We start from the raw sequence: 15,064 nt of genomic DNA, 5'->3' as shown, positions 1-15,064 counted from the left end.
TAACTTATGAATTGTTAAAGAAATAACAAATAACAGAAAGAGGGATTTGTCATGAAAAAGACTGCTTTTGTTACCGGAGCCAATAAAGGAATCGGATTTGAAATCGTTAAACAGCTGGGGGAAGCCGGCTGGAAAGTCGTTCTCGGCGCGCGCAGCGCTGAACGCGGGCAAGCAGCCGTGTCCGAATTAACTTCCAAAGGTCTGGACGTAGATTTTGTACAAATCGACATGGTAAACCTACAGTCTATTGAGCAAGCCGCGGAAACGATCAAAAAAAATTATCCTGACCTGAAGCTGCTGATTAACAACGCCGGCATACCTGGCGCATTCTCCCATTCGTTTTTGGAAACGAAAGAGGAAGATTTACGGAACGCTTTCGAGGTCAACTTTTTCGGCACCTTCCGTTTAAACCAGCGGCTGTTCCCGTTGATTAAAGAAAACGAAGGAACCGTCGTTAACTTATCATCCGACATGTCTTCACTGGACCATATGCGAAACGCGGAATCTACGCTGAACGCTTTTGACTACAATTCCTCCAAAACGGCCAACAACGCCATGACGTTATCGATGGCTTATGAGGTTAGAAACAGCATTGCTCAAGTCTTTGCGGTAACGCCGGGGTTCACGACTACCGATATCAACGGCAACCTGCCGGGCGGTAAATCCAAAGAAGCGGCCGCAGCCATTATCGTGGGTTACGCGACGGACGGCAAACGTCATAACGGAGATTTTCTGGATGAGAACGGCGTTTACGCTTGGTAAACAAATTTAAGCCTTTTTTAAAACTCCCCATAGATAAACCAGTAAGCTGCCCCCTGTGTAGACAGGAGGCAGCTTCGTTTTAAGAACTAAAAGATATTCGAAGATAGGCAAAAAGAGCAAACAGCTTATGCCCAGATCACGACTTCTTCCAAAGGTCTGCGTATTTTTCCATATCTCGGGGCCTCTCCGCGATAACCAAAAGCAGCCATGAGCGAAGGAATCCAATATTCTTCTTTAACCAACCCCTTGTCCCTCAAGAAAGACCGAACCAGCTCCCGATTAAACCCTTCTATAGGGGATGAATCAATGCCGATCAGCGCCGCAGCAGTCATCATGTTAGCAAGGGCAATATAGGATTGCTTAGCCGACCAATCGAACAACGTTTGATCATTATGTGCAATATTTTGTTCCTCGGTTTGAAATCTTTGTACCGACTGCATAAAGGATTTAAAAACATCCTCAGGAGCTTTAATAATCTTTTTCATCTTTTCTACTACATAAGGCGAATTGTAACGAAGATCATTGCGGACGATAAAGATCCCAAAATGACTTGCTGTTGGAAGTTGATGCCGTGCCCCTGGAGCTAAATCCATCAAATGTTCTCGCAATTCCTGGTTTTGGATCACAATAAATTTCCATGGTTCAAGTCCCATTGAGCTTGGAGACAATCTGCCCGCCTCAAGTATATATTCAAAATCGGAAGCCGATATTTTTTGATTTGCATCATATACTTGTGTAGCATGTCTGAACGTAAGTGCTTTTAGGATCTCTTCTTTTTTAAATTCCGTACCCACTGTAGACCTCTCCTTTTTGCCGATTAGATCATGCCATGCATGTCTGTATACAGACTATTCTTCGGAGTACATTATGACAAGTAGTAATAATAATCGTACATAGTATGAATAATAAGACTATTGTGTAGTTAAAGGGATTCTCGTACAATTATTTTAAACAAGGGGGATGAGCCGCATGGGGAATTCAAGATCCTATGACGTAGACTTCGTGAATACCGATATTTGTTACATTGCCTACTCGCAATTTCTGATCGGGGGAAAATGGAAAATCGTGATTCTTTGGTACTTAAGTACGGGACCCAAAAGATTCGGCGAATTGCAAAGGCTTCTGCCGCGGGTAACGAAAGGCATGCTTACCAATCAACTTCGAGAATTGGAGAAAGACAATCTGATTCATAGGGAAGTGTACAAACAAGTCCCGCCAAAAGTGGAATATTCCTTAACTCCGCTGGGAAAAACCCTTATTCCCATCTTGGAAAGCATGGCAGTGTGGGGCGAACAGCACTATGAAGCCAGTAATACCGCTAGTGAAACATAATAAGGCGGTTCCCGCTTTCCAGGGAACCGCCTTTGTTTTGTTGGGCAGTTTACTGCAGCCTACTCCGTCTTCACCGCATCAAAAAACTTCGTCTGCACCGTATTTGCCGCATCTTCGATTTGTTTCTTGCTGTCCGTGCCTTTCTTTGAGAAAGCCTCCTGGATCACGTTGGACATCGTTCCGTAATAATCCTGCGTGCCGTATTGGGCTTCAGGTTTGCCGTCCAGCAAGGCCAGGATATTCGGGTCATATTTGTACACATTGTTGTATTTGTCGTAAATCGCTTTGGCTTTTTTGCCGAAATCGGAATCTTCTTTATAGTAGTCGATCAGCTGCGGCACATAATATTTGCCGTCTTTTTGCCGATCTTTGATGATCGCCTCGGTAGCTTCCAAACCTTTATCGGAGAAGTAATCAAAGGTAATGTAGCGGAACGCCATTTCCTGTTCGTCTTTCGTAGCATTCGGGTTAATCACCAAATAATTGCCGCCAAGGATGCCGGTATGTTTGCCGCCGGCTTCAGCCGCAGGCATCGGATAAGTCAGCACGTCTTCAGGTTTCATTTCGCCTTGGTTCAGCGCTGGCTCAATTACGTCTGCCGCACCGGCAATAACCATCGCCGTCCGGCCTTCTTTAAAGGCGGCAACAGCATCGCCCCAGCCAAGCGCCCAGTCCTGCGGAATGGCGTTGGCTTCCCATTTCAGCTTTTTGTAGAAATCCAAGGCCTTGACTGCTGCATCGGAGTTGAAGGTTTGCGTCACTTTACCGCCTTCTACCTTCTCGATGTCACCGCCGGCTTCGTACAGGAAGTTGGTCCAGTTCCAGCCCGCTTCGTTGCCTTTGCCCATCGGAGCAATGCCGGCAATGCCTTTCTTAGGCTCCGCCACTCCTTTGGCCGCGTTGTACATATCGTCCCAGGTCCAATCGAGCGGCGGAACCGCTACGCCTTTGGCGTCAAGCAGCTTTTTGTTCACGACGGTCGAAGTGATGTACCCGTTTTGGGCGATGCCGTATACCTTGCCGTCCACGATAAACTGGTCCTGCAAAACCGGGTTCATCTGGTCTTTGAATTCCCAATTGTTATAGAGATCGGTGATATCGGCTACCCAGCCTTTTTCGATTAGAAATTTCGCTTCGGTTGCAAAAGTGTTGTAGAACGTCGGCGCTTCGTTCGAAGCCATCTTGATGCCGATTTCGTTCACCGAATACTGCCAGTCGTCCTTGACGATTTCAACGTTCGGATAGACCTCCTGGAAGCGTTTGATTTTATCGTCCTCCTGAGCCCTCATTTCCGTCAGGTCAGGCGTAGGATAATGAATTTTGATCGTCACTTTCCGGCTCGCGATATCGTCGGCGGAAGCCGAAGCGTCGCCCCCGCTGTTCGTTGAAGCGCTTGCAGGATTGTTGCTGCTGCCCGCATTACCGGAGGCATTATTTTTGCTGTTGCCCCCTCCGCACGCAGCCAGGATACTGCCGGTCATTAGCAGGCACAGAAGCACCGCCGTAAACTTGCGCATGATCATTTCCCCTTTTCGCGTATGAGTACTTACATCCTTATCTTAGAAAAAGCCTCTCCCCGTGACGATGTGCAATCTTATTCATCCTGTGTGCAGGTTTACGCTTTGGTTATGCCTCAGCTCTTCTTGCCCGGCTTAACCTTTCACCGCCGACATGTTCACGCCCCGCAAAATAAACTTCTGGAAAACCAGGAACACAAAAATCGGCGGCACCATGACCATAAACAAAATCGCAAATTTAATGTTGGTATTCAGCGCCCGCACGTTAATCACGTACTTATAGATCGCAGTGGCCAGCGTATATTTGTCTTCGGTCTGCATGACGAGGGAAGGCCAGAACCAGTCGTTCCAGGCGGTTGAGAACGTAAAGATGGCCAGTGTAAAAATAATCGGCAGCGACAGCGGCACCGCAATCCGGAAAAAGCTTGCCGCTTCGGAGGCCCCGTCAATCCGGCCCGCCTCAAAAATTTCGATGTGAATGCCATCGAAGAAATTTTTCAGCAACAGGAAGAAAAACGTATTCGCCCCGGCCGGCAGCCAAAAGGCCAGATAGCTGTTGAGCAGCCCCAGCTCCTTCAGGTTTACGAAGTTCGGGATCATGTAGCTGGAAGCCGGGATAAACAACGTCATCAGGAAAAAGAAATAAAAAGCTTTCTTGAACGGCACGTTCAGCCGCGAGATGCTGAAGGCGGCAAGCCCCAGCACAACAACGGTCATGACCATGTTGCCCAGGAAGATGAGCATCGTATTTTTCAAAAAGCCGACCAGATCCATGTAATTCCAGCCGTCCTTGAAATTGTCCCAATTCCACTGCTCCGGGAAAAACCGCGGCGGAAACGAGTTCACTTCCTGGTTCGATTTCAGGCCGTTAAACATCGTCATCAGGATCGGGTACAGCATGGTTACGACCATCAGGACGATAAACAAAACCATGATGCCGTAGACAATCCGGTTGAGCGGCTTCTTCAAATCATGGTTCGACAGGATGCCGCGTTCATGCGTATTTTTAGCCATTTCAATAGTCCTCCTTGCTCAATCTGAACTGTACAATACCAAGCACGCCAAGCACGATGAACATCAAGACGCCAAGCGCGGTGGCGGTTCCGTAATCCAGACTGGTGAAGGCATATTTAACGATGAGCAGCGCATAGGTCAGGGTTGCTTTGTTCGGCCCGCCATCCAGCATGGCCAGCTGCGCCTGGTAGGCCTGCGAGGTGCCGATGAGCTGAAGGATCAGCATCAGGATAATCAGGCCTTTCAGGGAAGGAAGCGTAATATGCCGGATTCTGGCCCAGACCCCCGCCCCATCGATTTCGGCCGCTTCGTACCAATCCTTCGGAATGGCGAGCACCCCGGCCAGGTAAATGAGCATCGCCGAGCCGAACTGCTGCCAGGTCTCCATCACCACCAGCGAGATCATCGACCACCTGCCGTCCGATACAAAAGATACCGGATCCAGGCCAAACACGGACAGCAGGCCGTTGATCGGTCCGACCGGATCGTACAGCCATCTCCACAAGCCGTACAGCACGACGCCCGGAACAACATAAGGCAGGTAAGCCGCGATCCGCACGAACCCTTGGAATTTTCTCAGCTCGGAAATCGCGATCGATACGGCAATCGGGACCCAGAACCCGATGACCAGACAAAGCAGCATGTAATAAAACGTGTTTTTAATGGAGATCAGAACGTCTCCGTCCTGAAACACTTTGGCATAGTTGGCGAAACCGACAAATTCGTTTCCTTTGACGAAATCAACGTGGTAAAAGCTGTAAACAAACCCCTTGATAATCGGGACCCACAGAAACAGCACAAAAATAAGGAGCGCCGGCAGCAGGAACAAATAACCCCAAAGGTGTTTTTTCCAGCGGCCGGCCCTCTTCCGTTGTACGGCGGGTTCGGAATTGATCTCCCGTTCTGCGGCAATTGCGGATTGGCCCATCTTGTCTCCCTCATTCCTCTGTCGAATCTGACCGGGAGAACCGGTCTCCCTTCATTTTAGGAAATCCGGGAGAACCCGCACATGTGCAGTTCTATCGCAATGGTAGCGTATTTTACTTCTTCATGTCGCTTGGGCTAATGCCGTAATATTTTTTGAAAATTTTGCTGAAATGCTCCGGCGACTCGTAGCCGACCTTCTCCGCTATTTCATACCGCCTCATATCCGTATGCAGGATCAGCTGCCTGCTTTCCTCCATCCGCAGCTTGATCACGTATTCCCACAGGTTGTAGCCGGTGTTTTTCTTGAACAGGTAGCTCAAATAGTTCGGGCTGACATGGTTTTTCTTGGCGACCTCGTGAATGGTCAACCCTTTCTGCCCGTAATTCTGTTCGATGTAAGCCTTGGTTTTCTCCACGATCCGGTTGCTCTGCGAGCTCATCTCTTCGTCCGACGGCTCCTGATTGTAGCCGCCCCAGTTAAAATCGCCGTAATAAAAGACATAATGATCCCGGTGCTCGCGATTCCATAAAGTGGCCCTGCCCGCCTGTTTGTTCAGCACATCCAGAAAAAGAAGGCCTTTGAGGATCTGGCTGATGCCGATCACGGCATGGATCTGCAGAAACTTGTGCAGATTGAAGTGCAGGCTGCGGCCGACCATCTCCAGCTGGTTCAGCTTCTGGACGGCCGATTCTTCGTCGTCGCCTTCTTTCCACTGGAGAATCAGGCTGATTTGGTCCTCCTGCGAATAAAAAGCTTCATAACTCCATTCCTGCCCCAGCAGCTCCTGCACGATATTGAGCGCGGCGTACCGGAACAGCTGCAAATCCCGGTCGGTCAGTGACCGCTGCGGGTTGGCCTCCCGGCTGAGCTTGACTTTGATGACGGCAAAATAAGGCCCTTCCAGGTTCAGCAGCTTGATTCCCGTTTTGCATCCCCCGCTTCCCGGCGCCTTATCTCCGTCCCTCCGGCTTCCGTGCTCTTCCTCTTCCAGCGCGGCGGCCGGATTCTCCAGGAGCCGGTTCAGAAGTTCGGCCTGCTCCGGCTGCGGATCATGCATGCTGAAATGCTCATCCAGGCTCAGGCTCCATTGCTCCAGCTTCGGCTGCAGCTTCTCCAGCTTGAGCAGGGTGCTGCGGACGGTATCGAGAAACTGCTCGCTGTTGAGCGGTTTGATTAGATAATCCTTGGCGCCAAGCCGGATCGCCATCTGCGCATACTGGAACGTTTCATGGGCTGAAATAATAATGGCCTGAAGCTGCGGTTTAATCAGTTTGGCCTGCTGCATCAGCTCGATGCCGCTCATCGAGCCCATCTGAATGTCGGTGATCAGCAGGTCGATCTCTTCCATCCGGATATAATCCAGCGCTTCGTGCCCGCTGCCGGCGGTCATAATCTGGTCAATATCGAGTCCCGAAGTCGCCAGCAGATTCTGCAGCCCCCGGCAAATAAGCGGTTCATCGTCCACGATTAACAGGTTATACATGAGGCTCCTCCTTCAGTTTGTTTCCCCGGGCGCAGGGAAAGCCGTTTTGGGCAAAAGCATCCGAACCGCCGTGCCCCCGCCTTCCCGCGGCCCGTATGCGAGTCCATACGGCTCGCCGAAATGCAGCCGGATGCGCTGCTGCACATTTCGGATGCCGTATCCGAGCGAATGATCGAGGTTCTCGTCGTGCAGCAGCTTTTCCAAGGCTTCATAATCCACCTTTTTATAGCCGTTGTCTTCAATACAAATAACGACCTGCTCCTCGTCGCCGAAAGTCGAAACGATAATCTCCCCGTCTTCGCCCATATGTTTGATGCCGTGAATCATGGCGTTCTCGATCAGCGGCTGCAGCGTAATTTTGGGAATCAGCGTCCGCATTACGGCGGGATCCGAATCCACATGCCAGCTGACCTTGCAGCCGTATTCATAGCGGTGCTCCTGCAGCTTGACGTAGGCGCGGGCATGCTCCAGCTCCTCTTCCAGCGTGATCAGCTCGCGGCCCCGGCTCAGACTGATCTTCATCAGCTTGGACAGCTCTTTGATCATTTCGGCCGATTCGTGGCTGCCTTCCAGCTCGCTTTTCCAATAGATGCTCTCCAGCGTGTTGTACAGCAAATGCGGGTTGATCTGCTGATACAAAATCTGCAGCTGCGCTTCCCTCTGCCGGATCTCCATTTCGTATTGGTTGCGCACCATGTCGTTCAGCCTATTGGCCATGTCGTAAGTGGAGCGGATGAGGATGCCGACCTCATTGTCCCTGCCGCCTGACGGGATTTTCGGAACGGGACCTCCAGGCTCGTATCTGCGCACGAAAAAAGCCAGCTTCTGCAGCGGCGTCATTAACGCCCTCCAGAAATAAGTAATCAGCACAAACACGGCGAAAGCGTAGACCAGCGAGATGAGCTGCATGACGTGTTTGATCTCTTTTTGCTGCTGGAGCAGGGAGTCCGTCGGAATTTTGTACACCAGCTTCTGGCCGAGGTAATGATTATAGTTCACGACGTAAATAAAATCGGAGGTAATGATATCCGCCACGCCTTCGCCTTTATCCGGCGAGGAAACTTCGCGCGGCAAATCCAGCACCGTGTTGGTTTCCTCGGTTGTGCTGGCCAGCACCCGGTTCTCCCAGTCCGTCAAATAAATATTGCCTTCGGGCAGCGAGACGTTGCGGAAAGCTTCGTTAAACTTGTCGTTCATTCGGGTGACCACCAGCACTCCGATGGTGCCGCCTTGCGAAATGTTGTTGATAGCCCTGACGTAGGCCAGTGTCTTCTCTTTGGGACTGTATGCGGACAACTGGTTGATAATGCGCAGGTAGCCGTTGCCTTTCTTCGCCACCGCTTCGTCGTACCAGATCGGTTTCTCCTCCTTGGTAAAAAAGTACACCCCCGCCTTCCGGACCTCCGGGTAATTGGGCGCAAACGAATAATAATTGTTCGGATCATAAATATAGAGCGAATAATAATTGGGTTCCCTGCCATTCGCGGCCTGAGAGTATCCAGCCAGCGTATTTTCCAGCTTGATGTAGGTACTTAGCCTGGAAAGGATGGAATCCTGCCCGTTCATATCGATCTGCTGAAGCAGCGGATTTTGAATAACCGTCGACGTGATTTTGTTGATTGATTCCGTGTCCCTATTGATAATAATAAAATTTTGTTTGTTCAGTTCGATGTAAGCGTTGGTCACATGCCTTTTGAGCACGTTTTCCGTCTTCCAGCTCCCGTAGCTGAACAATACGAACAGGGGCACGCCCAGCACCAGAAACAGCAGAAACAGCTGCTGCTTGACGGTCAGGCTCCCAAGCGGATTCCGGCGTTTCTTCTTGGGCGGATCCCCGGGATTCCGAAGCCGATCCTCCAGTTGATTCCGGGGACTCCGGCCGGGATTTATAGGTAAATGCACGGGATGGCCTCCTTTCGGGCAGGGGATGTAAACGCATTCAGTAATCCTCTAGCATCATATTCTCCCTGCAGAGGAAGTTATCCTTCCCCCTGCCGATTTCTCCACCGGAAAAGGAAAAGCCGCAAGCGAATGTCCCCTCCTCTCCTGCTCGGAGCGAAGGACGCTTGCGGTTTTCCTGCGGGACAATTCCCTAGAGCCTTGAAGAATCCAATAGGCTAACCTACCGAAAAGGAGTCCGGCCTTCCCGCTTTATCGGCTGTCCGCCAAAAGCTCAAAGATGCCGGCCACCACCTGATCCGCTTCCCCCAGCACCTCCGGACGTCCGATGCCCACAATGCCGGTGCCTGCCGCTTTGGCAGCCGCAACCCCGGCAGCGGCGTCTTCAAAGACGACGCACTCCTGCGGCGTCAGCCCCAGCTCCCGGCAGGCGGTGAGAAAGACCTCCGGATCCGGTTTGGCTTTGGAAACTTTGGTTCCGTCTACCACGGCATCAAACAAACCGGCGATCCCGAGCCGCTCCAGAATAAACGCGGCATTTTTGCTTGCCGAACCGAGGGCGATTTTAACTCCCTGCTCCCGGAGGCCGGTCAAATATTCCCTTACGCCGGGCAAAAGCTCAGACTGCTCGAGTTTGGAGATATACTCCACGTATTTGGCGTTTTTCGCTTCGGCCAGCTTCTGCTGCTCCTCTTCCGGCAGCTCCAGCCCCCCGACCTCCAGCAGGATCCGCAGCGATTCCATCCGGCTGACCCCTTTCAGCCGTTCGTTATCCTGCTCCGTAAATTCGAAACCGAGCTGGGCAGCCAGCTCCCGCCAGGCCAAAAAATGATATTTCGCCGTATCGACGATCACCCCGTCCAGATCGAAGATGGCTCCTTTCATATGTTCCAGCATGAGTATTCTCTCCCCCTAGAAATTAGAAAAATAGAGTTAAGCAAGGAACGGCGGAGCACCAGCCGCTGCCTTAACGGCCACGACCAGCTCGGAGCCGTCTGTGGGAAGCTCATGCCGCTGGTCAAAGACGCTGACGATTAAGGCGGGGACGTCCACCGGGATGACCGGCCGCGGTTCGCCTGCAGGCTCACACTCCACCGCCGTCGCAGCTGCATCCGGCTCCTGTCCCGTCTGCCCCTTCTGCGCCAAATCTGGAGCTGAATCGGAAGCTGAAAGGGTGCGAATCCTCACTTCCCCGGCCGATACGTGGACGCGCAGAGTTTTCCCTTGTACGTTCAGCGTAAATTCGATCGCCTTCCACCCGGAGGGCAGGGACGGGCGAATTTGCAGCAGTCCCGGCTCCATATGAAGGCCGGCAAATCCTTGCACCGCTGCCATCCACGCCCCGCCGTTTGCCGCCGGATGGGTGCCGCCGATGTACAGGTCCCCGACGTACTGCTTCGAGTCGCCGGTCAGATCGATTGTGGCCGTCCGCATAAAATACGGATAAGCCCAATCCGGCGAGCCGGTATCGGCAGCGACCAGTGCATAAACGCAGGGACTGAGGCTGGAGCCGTGTTCGGTCCGGGGCTCGTAATAGTCCCAGTTGGCTTTTTTGACCGTTTGGCTGAACTCTTCCTTGAACAGATGCAGCATCAGCACGACATCGGCCTGCTTGATAATCTGCGTCGTGGTCGCCAGCCCGCTTCCGCCGCCCCAATATTCGCTCGGGTGCAGTACCCGTTTCTTCAGATCGGCAAGGGATACGTCCTCCAGCTTGAAATAACCGTCAAACTGCTCCATGACTAAAGTCTCCGCATCGGGCTCCGGAACGTATAAACCGTCATGCAGCTCGCGGATTTTCTCCGCCGTAATCGCCGCGCCGGCACCGCCTGTAACAGCCTCATGAAGCTCCGGATCCCGCTTGCGAAGCAGGTCCTCCGTTTGCAGCGCAATGCTTAATGCCTTTTTCACCAACCGGTTCGTAAAAGCGTTATTGTTCACCCGCTCGTGATATTCATCCGGGCCTGTCACATCCAGAATTTCATACCGCTCCCGGTAAACGTTGTAGTAGGCATAAGAATAATAGAAACGGGCCACCTCCCAGATGACCTCCGCTCCGCCTTCCATCAGCAGACGGTCGTCTCCCGTGTGGAGGTAATACTGCCAAATGCCGTGCACAACGTCGGCGCTGATATGGACCTGCTTGTCGCGGAAATAAGTCCGCATGGGCCGTCCGGTGAAAACGTCGTTCACATTAAAAAGCGTACAGGCATCGTCGCCGCTGTCCTGACTCTCCCAGGCATAAAAAGCTCCCTGGAAGCCGTATTCCGCCGCCTTCCGTTTCGCGCCCGGGAGCGTATGCACCCGGTACATCATCAAATTGCGCGCCACCTCCGGCCGGGTCAGGAGGAAAAAGGGCAGCATAAACATCTCCGTGTCCCAAAATACGGCCCCCTTGTAAACCTGGCCCGACAATCCGCGGGCCGGGATGGACACCCGCTCCGAATCGCCCGGCGCGATGATCATCAGCTGATACAGACTGTAACGCAGACCGAACTGGGCTTCTTCGTCGCCTTCAATCTTCACGTCGGCCCGCTCCCATTCCCGGTTCCAGCATGCGGCATGCTCCTCCAGCAGACGGTCATAACCGTCCCGGGCAGCTTGGCCGCTGGACTGCGTGGCAGCTTCGCCGGGCGTCAAAACTTCCGGCTGATTCTGCGGCTCCTGGCGGGTGTGCCGAGTTTGCCCGCTTTGCCGGGTTTGCCCGTTTGGCCAAACTCCGCCGGCGGGTTCCAGCCCGTGATGCAGGGATACGTATTTCGTCCAACTGTAAGTTTCCCCCGCCCTGCAGGTGAAGGAAATTCGTCGGTAAATACTGCAGCTGGCACCGCTGAAGGTATCTGCGTTGCCAACCGGACTTGCACCGCCAACCTGGCTTGCGCCTTCGACCGGGACTATGCCTTCAAGCGGACCTGTACCTCCGACAGCCGGTTCGATTTCCTGGCGGTGCTCAAAATCAAACACCGCCGTCTCCGCCACGGCGACCCCGACGCCGAGCTCCTGCGTCCGGGCCGTCACTACGAGACAGCCCGCCGTCTCCTTCACAGCCCAATCCTCCAGATGCGGGCCGCTTATGTCCCACACGTCACCGTCGATGCCGGTGACGATGACGATCTCGCAGTCTTCCTCGGCCGTCAGACTGCACTTCGCAGCCAGCAGGTCCAGCCGCTGGGCGCTTGCGAAACGCTGCGCCTCAAACGTCACGCGGCTTCCCCCGGCTGCGGCGAACACCGTGCGGCGGCCGTGCACCGCCGCCTTCAAATCCAGCTGCTGGCTGTGCTCCAGCACGCTATCTTCTTCCTGCACACTCAGCAGCGCGCCATCCGCGTAAATCCTCGTGTGCAGCCCGTTCGGCAGGTTCACCGGCTCCCGCCACCTGCCTGCCGCCTGGTCGTACAGGCCCGCCGGAATAACGGCGGCCATCTCTTTTTTCCCGAACTCCTCCAGCGCGCCCCTGTAACCGTACCGCCCGTTGCCGATCATAAACTTGCTGCCGTTCGTGGCGGTACGCTGCGGGTCAAACCCGGTTTCCTTCACTATCCAGCCCATGTTCCAACTCCTCTCCTGACGTCTTCCCGGCCTTCTGCATGACTTGCAGCGGACCCCTTTTGCCGCTTGTTTGCGTCCATGTTCGATCCCCAATTCCGCTGGACGGACTCAAGCCGTTAAGCCGGGTTTAAGCCGGCAGCCCGCTTTTTAAGGCCACAGTCACGCCTGCGGTATCAATCCTGCAGCTTTGCCCGTAGACCTGAACGGTGACGGCTTCGCCCTCTAAAGCCTGCATGCGCACCTCGTCTTTCGTGACCTGAACGCCGAGGACGGTTCCCCGATACGTAATGCGGAAGCCGTAGCTGCTCCACGGCTCCGGTATCGTCGGCTGGAACAGCAGTTCCGGCCCGTCGGAACGCATGCCCCCGAAGCCATAGACGATGTTCATCCAGGCCGCGGCAATGGACGTGGTATGCAGTCCCTCCCGGGTATTCCGGTTGTAGTTGTCCAGATCGAGCCGGGTAGCGAATTCGAAGAACCGGTAAGCCTCTTCATGCCGCCCGATTTCCGCAGCCAGGATGGAATGGACCGACGGCGACAGCGAGGATTCATGGATCGTTTTCGGTTCATAAAATTCATAGTTGGCCCGTTTCTCCTCGAGGCTGAAGGACTGGTTGTGCAGCAGCAGGAACATGAGCACATCCGGCTGTTTGATCATGTCGTACCGGTAGATCCGATCATACGACCAGTTCGAATACAGCGGAAAATCCGTGACCGGAATATCCTGAATCTCGATATGCGGCATATCAAAAAAGCCGTCATGCTCCTCATAAACGCCGGTAGACTCGTCTTTCGGGATTTTCATATGGTCAGCGAGCCGCCGCCATTCCGACAGCTCCTCTTCCTGCAATCCCAAACGACCGGCCAGCTCCGCCCACTGCTGCGGCACCTCGCGTTTCATTTTGTCCGCGACTTCAAGCGTGTATTCGAACAGCTTTTTCGCCATGTAATTCGTGTAGGCATTATTGTTGACCATAAGCTGGAATTCGTCCGGCCCCATGACGCCGTAATAACCGAACTGCCCCGACTTCTGGCCCCATTGGCCTCTGGTCCGGTAGAAACGGCTAATCTGCAGCAGCATTTCCGCCCCTTTTTCATATAAAAAAGGTTTGTCGCCTACGATCTTCTCATAGTGCCAAAGGCCGTAAGCAATTGCCGTTCCGACGTGAAGCTGGAGGTTGGAGTGCTGCCATAAATCGCAGCTTTCAGTGCCGTCGATCGTGGCAATCGGGTAAAAGGCCCCTTCGCAATCCACCTCTTTAGCCCGTTCCAGGGCATGCGGCAGCGATTGATAGCGGAATTCAAGCAGGCTTTTGGCCGCCTTCGGGTTGTTAAATATATAAAACGGCAGGCAGTAGGACTCCGTATCCCAAAAAGCCAGCCCGCGGTACGCCTCGCCCGTCAGCCCTTTCGCCCCGATGTTGAAGCCCGGATGATCCCCGTGATAGGTCTGCGCAAGCTGGAAGATGCAAAAACGGATGCCCTGCTGATTGTCCGGATCGCCTTCAATCTGAATGTCCGAGGTCTCCCAAACCTGCGCCCAATAAGCGCGCTGCTCTTCCAGCAGTTCGTCCAGGGTCAAGCTGTTCAGCGTGTCCGCCGCTTCGCTGCCGCTTGTCCAGACCTCCTCGTCGGACCTGCCGGTCCGTTTCTCGGTCACATTACTGACCAGCTTGTCAAACACAGCCTCTTTGCCCTGCTCCAGCCGGAGCTCAAGCGCCAGGCCGATATATTTTTCTTCCTCTTCCGGTACGGTGTTCGAGATTTGATCGGAGTGAACGGCAAAGGCCGAAAACAGCCGGTTGCCCGTCGTGAGCGTCGACCCCAAAAGACTGCCGGCAAGGCCTTTCTCCGACCCCGGCGCTTTGCGGATTACCCGCCACAGATTTTTGCCCTGATCCTCGTGGAGGATCGAGAAATCAAGCCCCGTACGCAGCTGAGCCGTTCCCGAAAAATTCACCGGCACAAGCGTGATCCGCTGGCCGCCCACCTGGGCGCGGCTCATGCTGACGAGCCGTTCAAAGCGCAGCTTCAGTATTTTTCCGCTGTTCGCATGCCAGGTGAACTCCCGGGTGTATAACCCTGTGCGAAAATCCAGCTTACGCCGGTAGTCCGTAAATTTCGATTCGGCGAGATCCAGGGTTTCCCCGTCCACCGTTAAACGCGTATACAGCCAATCCACCGAATTAACCATATAACGCAGCGACCTGATAATGCCTTTATAATGGGCCGCGAGCTCCATCTGCTCGAACAGCCCGTTGAAATAGCTGCCCAGCAGCGTGTCTCCTCCATAACCTTCCTCCGCGTAACCGCGCACGCCCATATATTCATTGCCTAACGAAAAAATCGATTCGGACACCCGGCTGCGCGCCGGATCAAACCCTTCTTCGATCACCGCCCACGGGTCGACCTTTAAATATCTGTCCGCCGCTTTCGGCATATCTCCAACATCTCCTTATCCGGTATTCGCGGCAAGCCGGCTGCGGCTTGCTCCTTCCCTGAGCATAGCCGATCGGAGGACCCCTCCCAAAGGTGCGGGGCTAATGAAGTTATGTGCGTTCCTACTTGATTGCAAGGGCA

Annotated in this window: 11 protein-coding genes; 2 read left to right on the top strand and 9 right to left on the bottom strand. The window is 53.6% G+C overall.

The window, feature by feature from the left end; genetic code table 11:
- Positions 1-51 precede the first annotated feature (51 nt).
- Positions 52-762, top strand: a complete 711-nt coding sequence (locus AC3ZPD_RS16335) for an SDR family NAD(P)-dependent oxidoreductase (protein WP_490985348.1) — start codon at positions 52-54, stop codon at positions 760-762.
- A 125-nt stretch (positions 763-887) separates the two neighbouring features.
- Here the strand turns inward: AC3ZPD_RS16335 and AC3ZPD_RS16330 are convergent, their stop codons facing one another.
- Complete coding sequence (locus AC3ZPD_RS16330) at positions 888-1,556, bottom strand: NAD(P)H-dependent oxidoreductase (RefSeq protein ID WP_490985347.1); 669 nt, start codon at positions 1,554-1,556, stop codon at positions 888-890.
- Positions 1,557-1,731: 175 nt separating this feature from the next.
- Between AC3ZPD_RS16330 and AC3ZPD_RS16325 the strand changes: the two genes are divergently transcribed.
- Entirely contained in the window at positions 1,732-2,094 is a 363-nt protein-coding gene (locus AC3ZPD_RS16325) for a winged helix-turn-helix transcriptional regulator (protein ID WP_490985346.1), read from the top strand.
- A gap of 59 nt (positions 2,095-2,153) precedes the next feature.
- Here the strand turns inward: AC3ZPD_RS16325 and AC3ZPD_RS16320 are convergent, their stop codons facing one another.
- The 8 genes from AC3ZPD_RS16320 to AC3ZPD_RS16285 all read right to left on the bottom strand — a co-directional run bounded on the left by AC3ZPD_RS16320 (position 2,154) and on the right by AC3ZPD_RS16285 (position 14,924).
- Positions 2,154-3,611, bottom strand: a complete 1,458-nt coding sequence (locus tag AC3ZPD_RS16320) for an ABC transporter substrate-binding protein (RefSeq protein WP_490985345.1) — start codon at positions 3,609-3,611, stop codon at positions 2,154-2,156.
- Between the two features lie 135 nt (positions 3,612-3,746).
- Positions 3,747-4,625 carry a carbohydrate ABC transporter permease gene (locus tag AC3ZPD_RS16315; protein ID WP_490985344.1) on the bottom strand — a complete coding sequence of 293 codons (879 nt, stop codon included), beginning with the start codon at positions 4,623-4,625 and terminating at the stop codon, positions 3,747-3,749.
- A 1-nt stretch (position 4,626) separates the two neighbouring features.
- Positions 4,627-5,553, bottom strand: a complete 927-nt coding sequence (locus tag AC3ZPD_RS16310; protein WP_490985343.1) for a carbohydrate ABC transporter permease — start codon at positions 5,551-5,553, stop codon at positions 4,627-4,629.
- A 112-nt stretch (positions 5,554-5,665) separates the two neighbouring features.
- Complete coding sequence (locus AC3ZPD_RS16305) at positions 5,666-7,036, bottom strand: response regulator transcription factor (protein WP_490985342.1); 1,371 nt, start codon at positions 7,034-7,036, stop codon at positions 5,666-5,668.
- A 12-nt stretch (positions 7,037-7,048) separates the two neighbouring features.
- Positions 7,049-8,830 carry a cache domain-containing sensor histidine kinase gene (locus AC3ZPD_RS16300; RefSeq protein WP_490985368.1) on the bottom strand — a complete coding sequence of 594 codons (1,782 nt, stop codon included), beginning with the start codon at positions 8,828-8,830 and terminating at the stop codon, positions 7,049-7,051.
- A gap of 357 nt (positions 8,831-9,187) precedes the next feature.
- On the bottom strand, positions 9,188-9,832 hold the full coding sequence (gene pgmB, locus AC3ZPD_RS16295) for a beta-phosphoglucomutase (RefSeq protein ID WP_490985341.1): 645 nt from the start codon (positions 9,830-9,832) through the stop codon (positions 9,188-9,190).
- Positions 9,833-9,868: 36 nt separating this feature from the next.
- On the bottom strand, positions 9,869-12,484 hold the full coding sequence (locus AC3ZPD_RS16290) for a glycosyl hydrolase family 65 domain-containing protein (RefSeq protein ID WP_490985340.1): 2,616 nt from the start codon (positions 12,482-12,484) through the stop codon (positions 9,869-9,871).
- 127 nt (positions 12,485-12,611) lie between these two features.
- Entirely contained in the window at positions 12,612-14,924 is a 2,313-nt protein-coding gene (locus tag AC3ZPD_RS16285) for a glycoside hydrolase family 65 protein (RefSeq protein ID WP_490985339.1), read from the bottom strand.
- Between the last annotated feature and the right edge of the window lie 140 nt (positions 14,925-15,064).

It is taken from the genome of Paenibacillus mobilis, from assembly GCF_058267595.1.
This window is presented reverse-complemented; position numbering and strand designations above follow the sequence as displayed.

Coding starts and splice junctions, on each gene's coding strand:
- AC3ZPD_RS16305 (WP_490985342.1), bottom strand. CDS start 7,036: ATGTATAACCTGTTAATCGTGGACGATGAACCGCTTATTTGCCGGGGG.
- AC3ZPD_RS16285 (WP_490985339.1), bottom strand. CDS start 14,924: ATGCCGAAAGCGGCGGACAGATATTTAAAGGTCGACCCGTGGGCGGTG.
- AC3ZPD_RS16320 (WP_490985345.1), bottom strand. CDS start 3,611: ATGCGCAAGTTTACGGCGGTGCTTCTGTGCCTGCTAATGACCGGCAGT.
- AC3ZPD_RS16325 (WP_490985346.1), top strand. CDS start 1,732: ATGGGGAATTCAAGATCCTATGACGTAGACTTCGTGAATACCGATATT.
- AC3ZPD_RS16335 (WP_490985348.1), top strand. CDS start 52: ATGAAAAAGACTGCTTTTGTTACCGGAGCCAATAAAGGAATCGGATTT.
- AC3ZPD_RS16310 (WP_490985343.1), bottom strand. CDS start 5,553: ATGGGCCAATCCGCAATTGCCGCAGAACGGGAGATCAATTCCGAACCC.
- pgmB (WP_490985341.1), bottom strand. CDS start 9,832: ATGCTGGAACATATGAAAGGAGCCATCTTCGATCTGGACGGGGTGATC.
- AC3ZPD_RS16315 (WP_490985344.1), bottom strand. CDS start 4,625: ATGGCTAAAAATACGCATGAACGCGGCATCCTGTCGAACCATGATTTG.
- AC3ZPD_RS16290 (WP_490985340.1), bottom strand. CDS start 12,484: ATGGGCTGGATAGTGAAGGAAACCGGGTTTGACCCGCAGCGTACCGCC.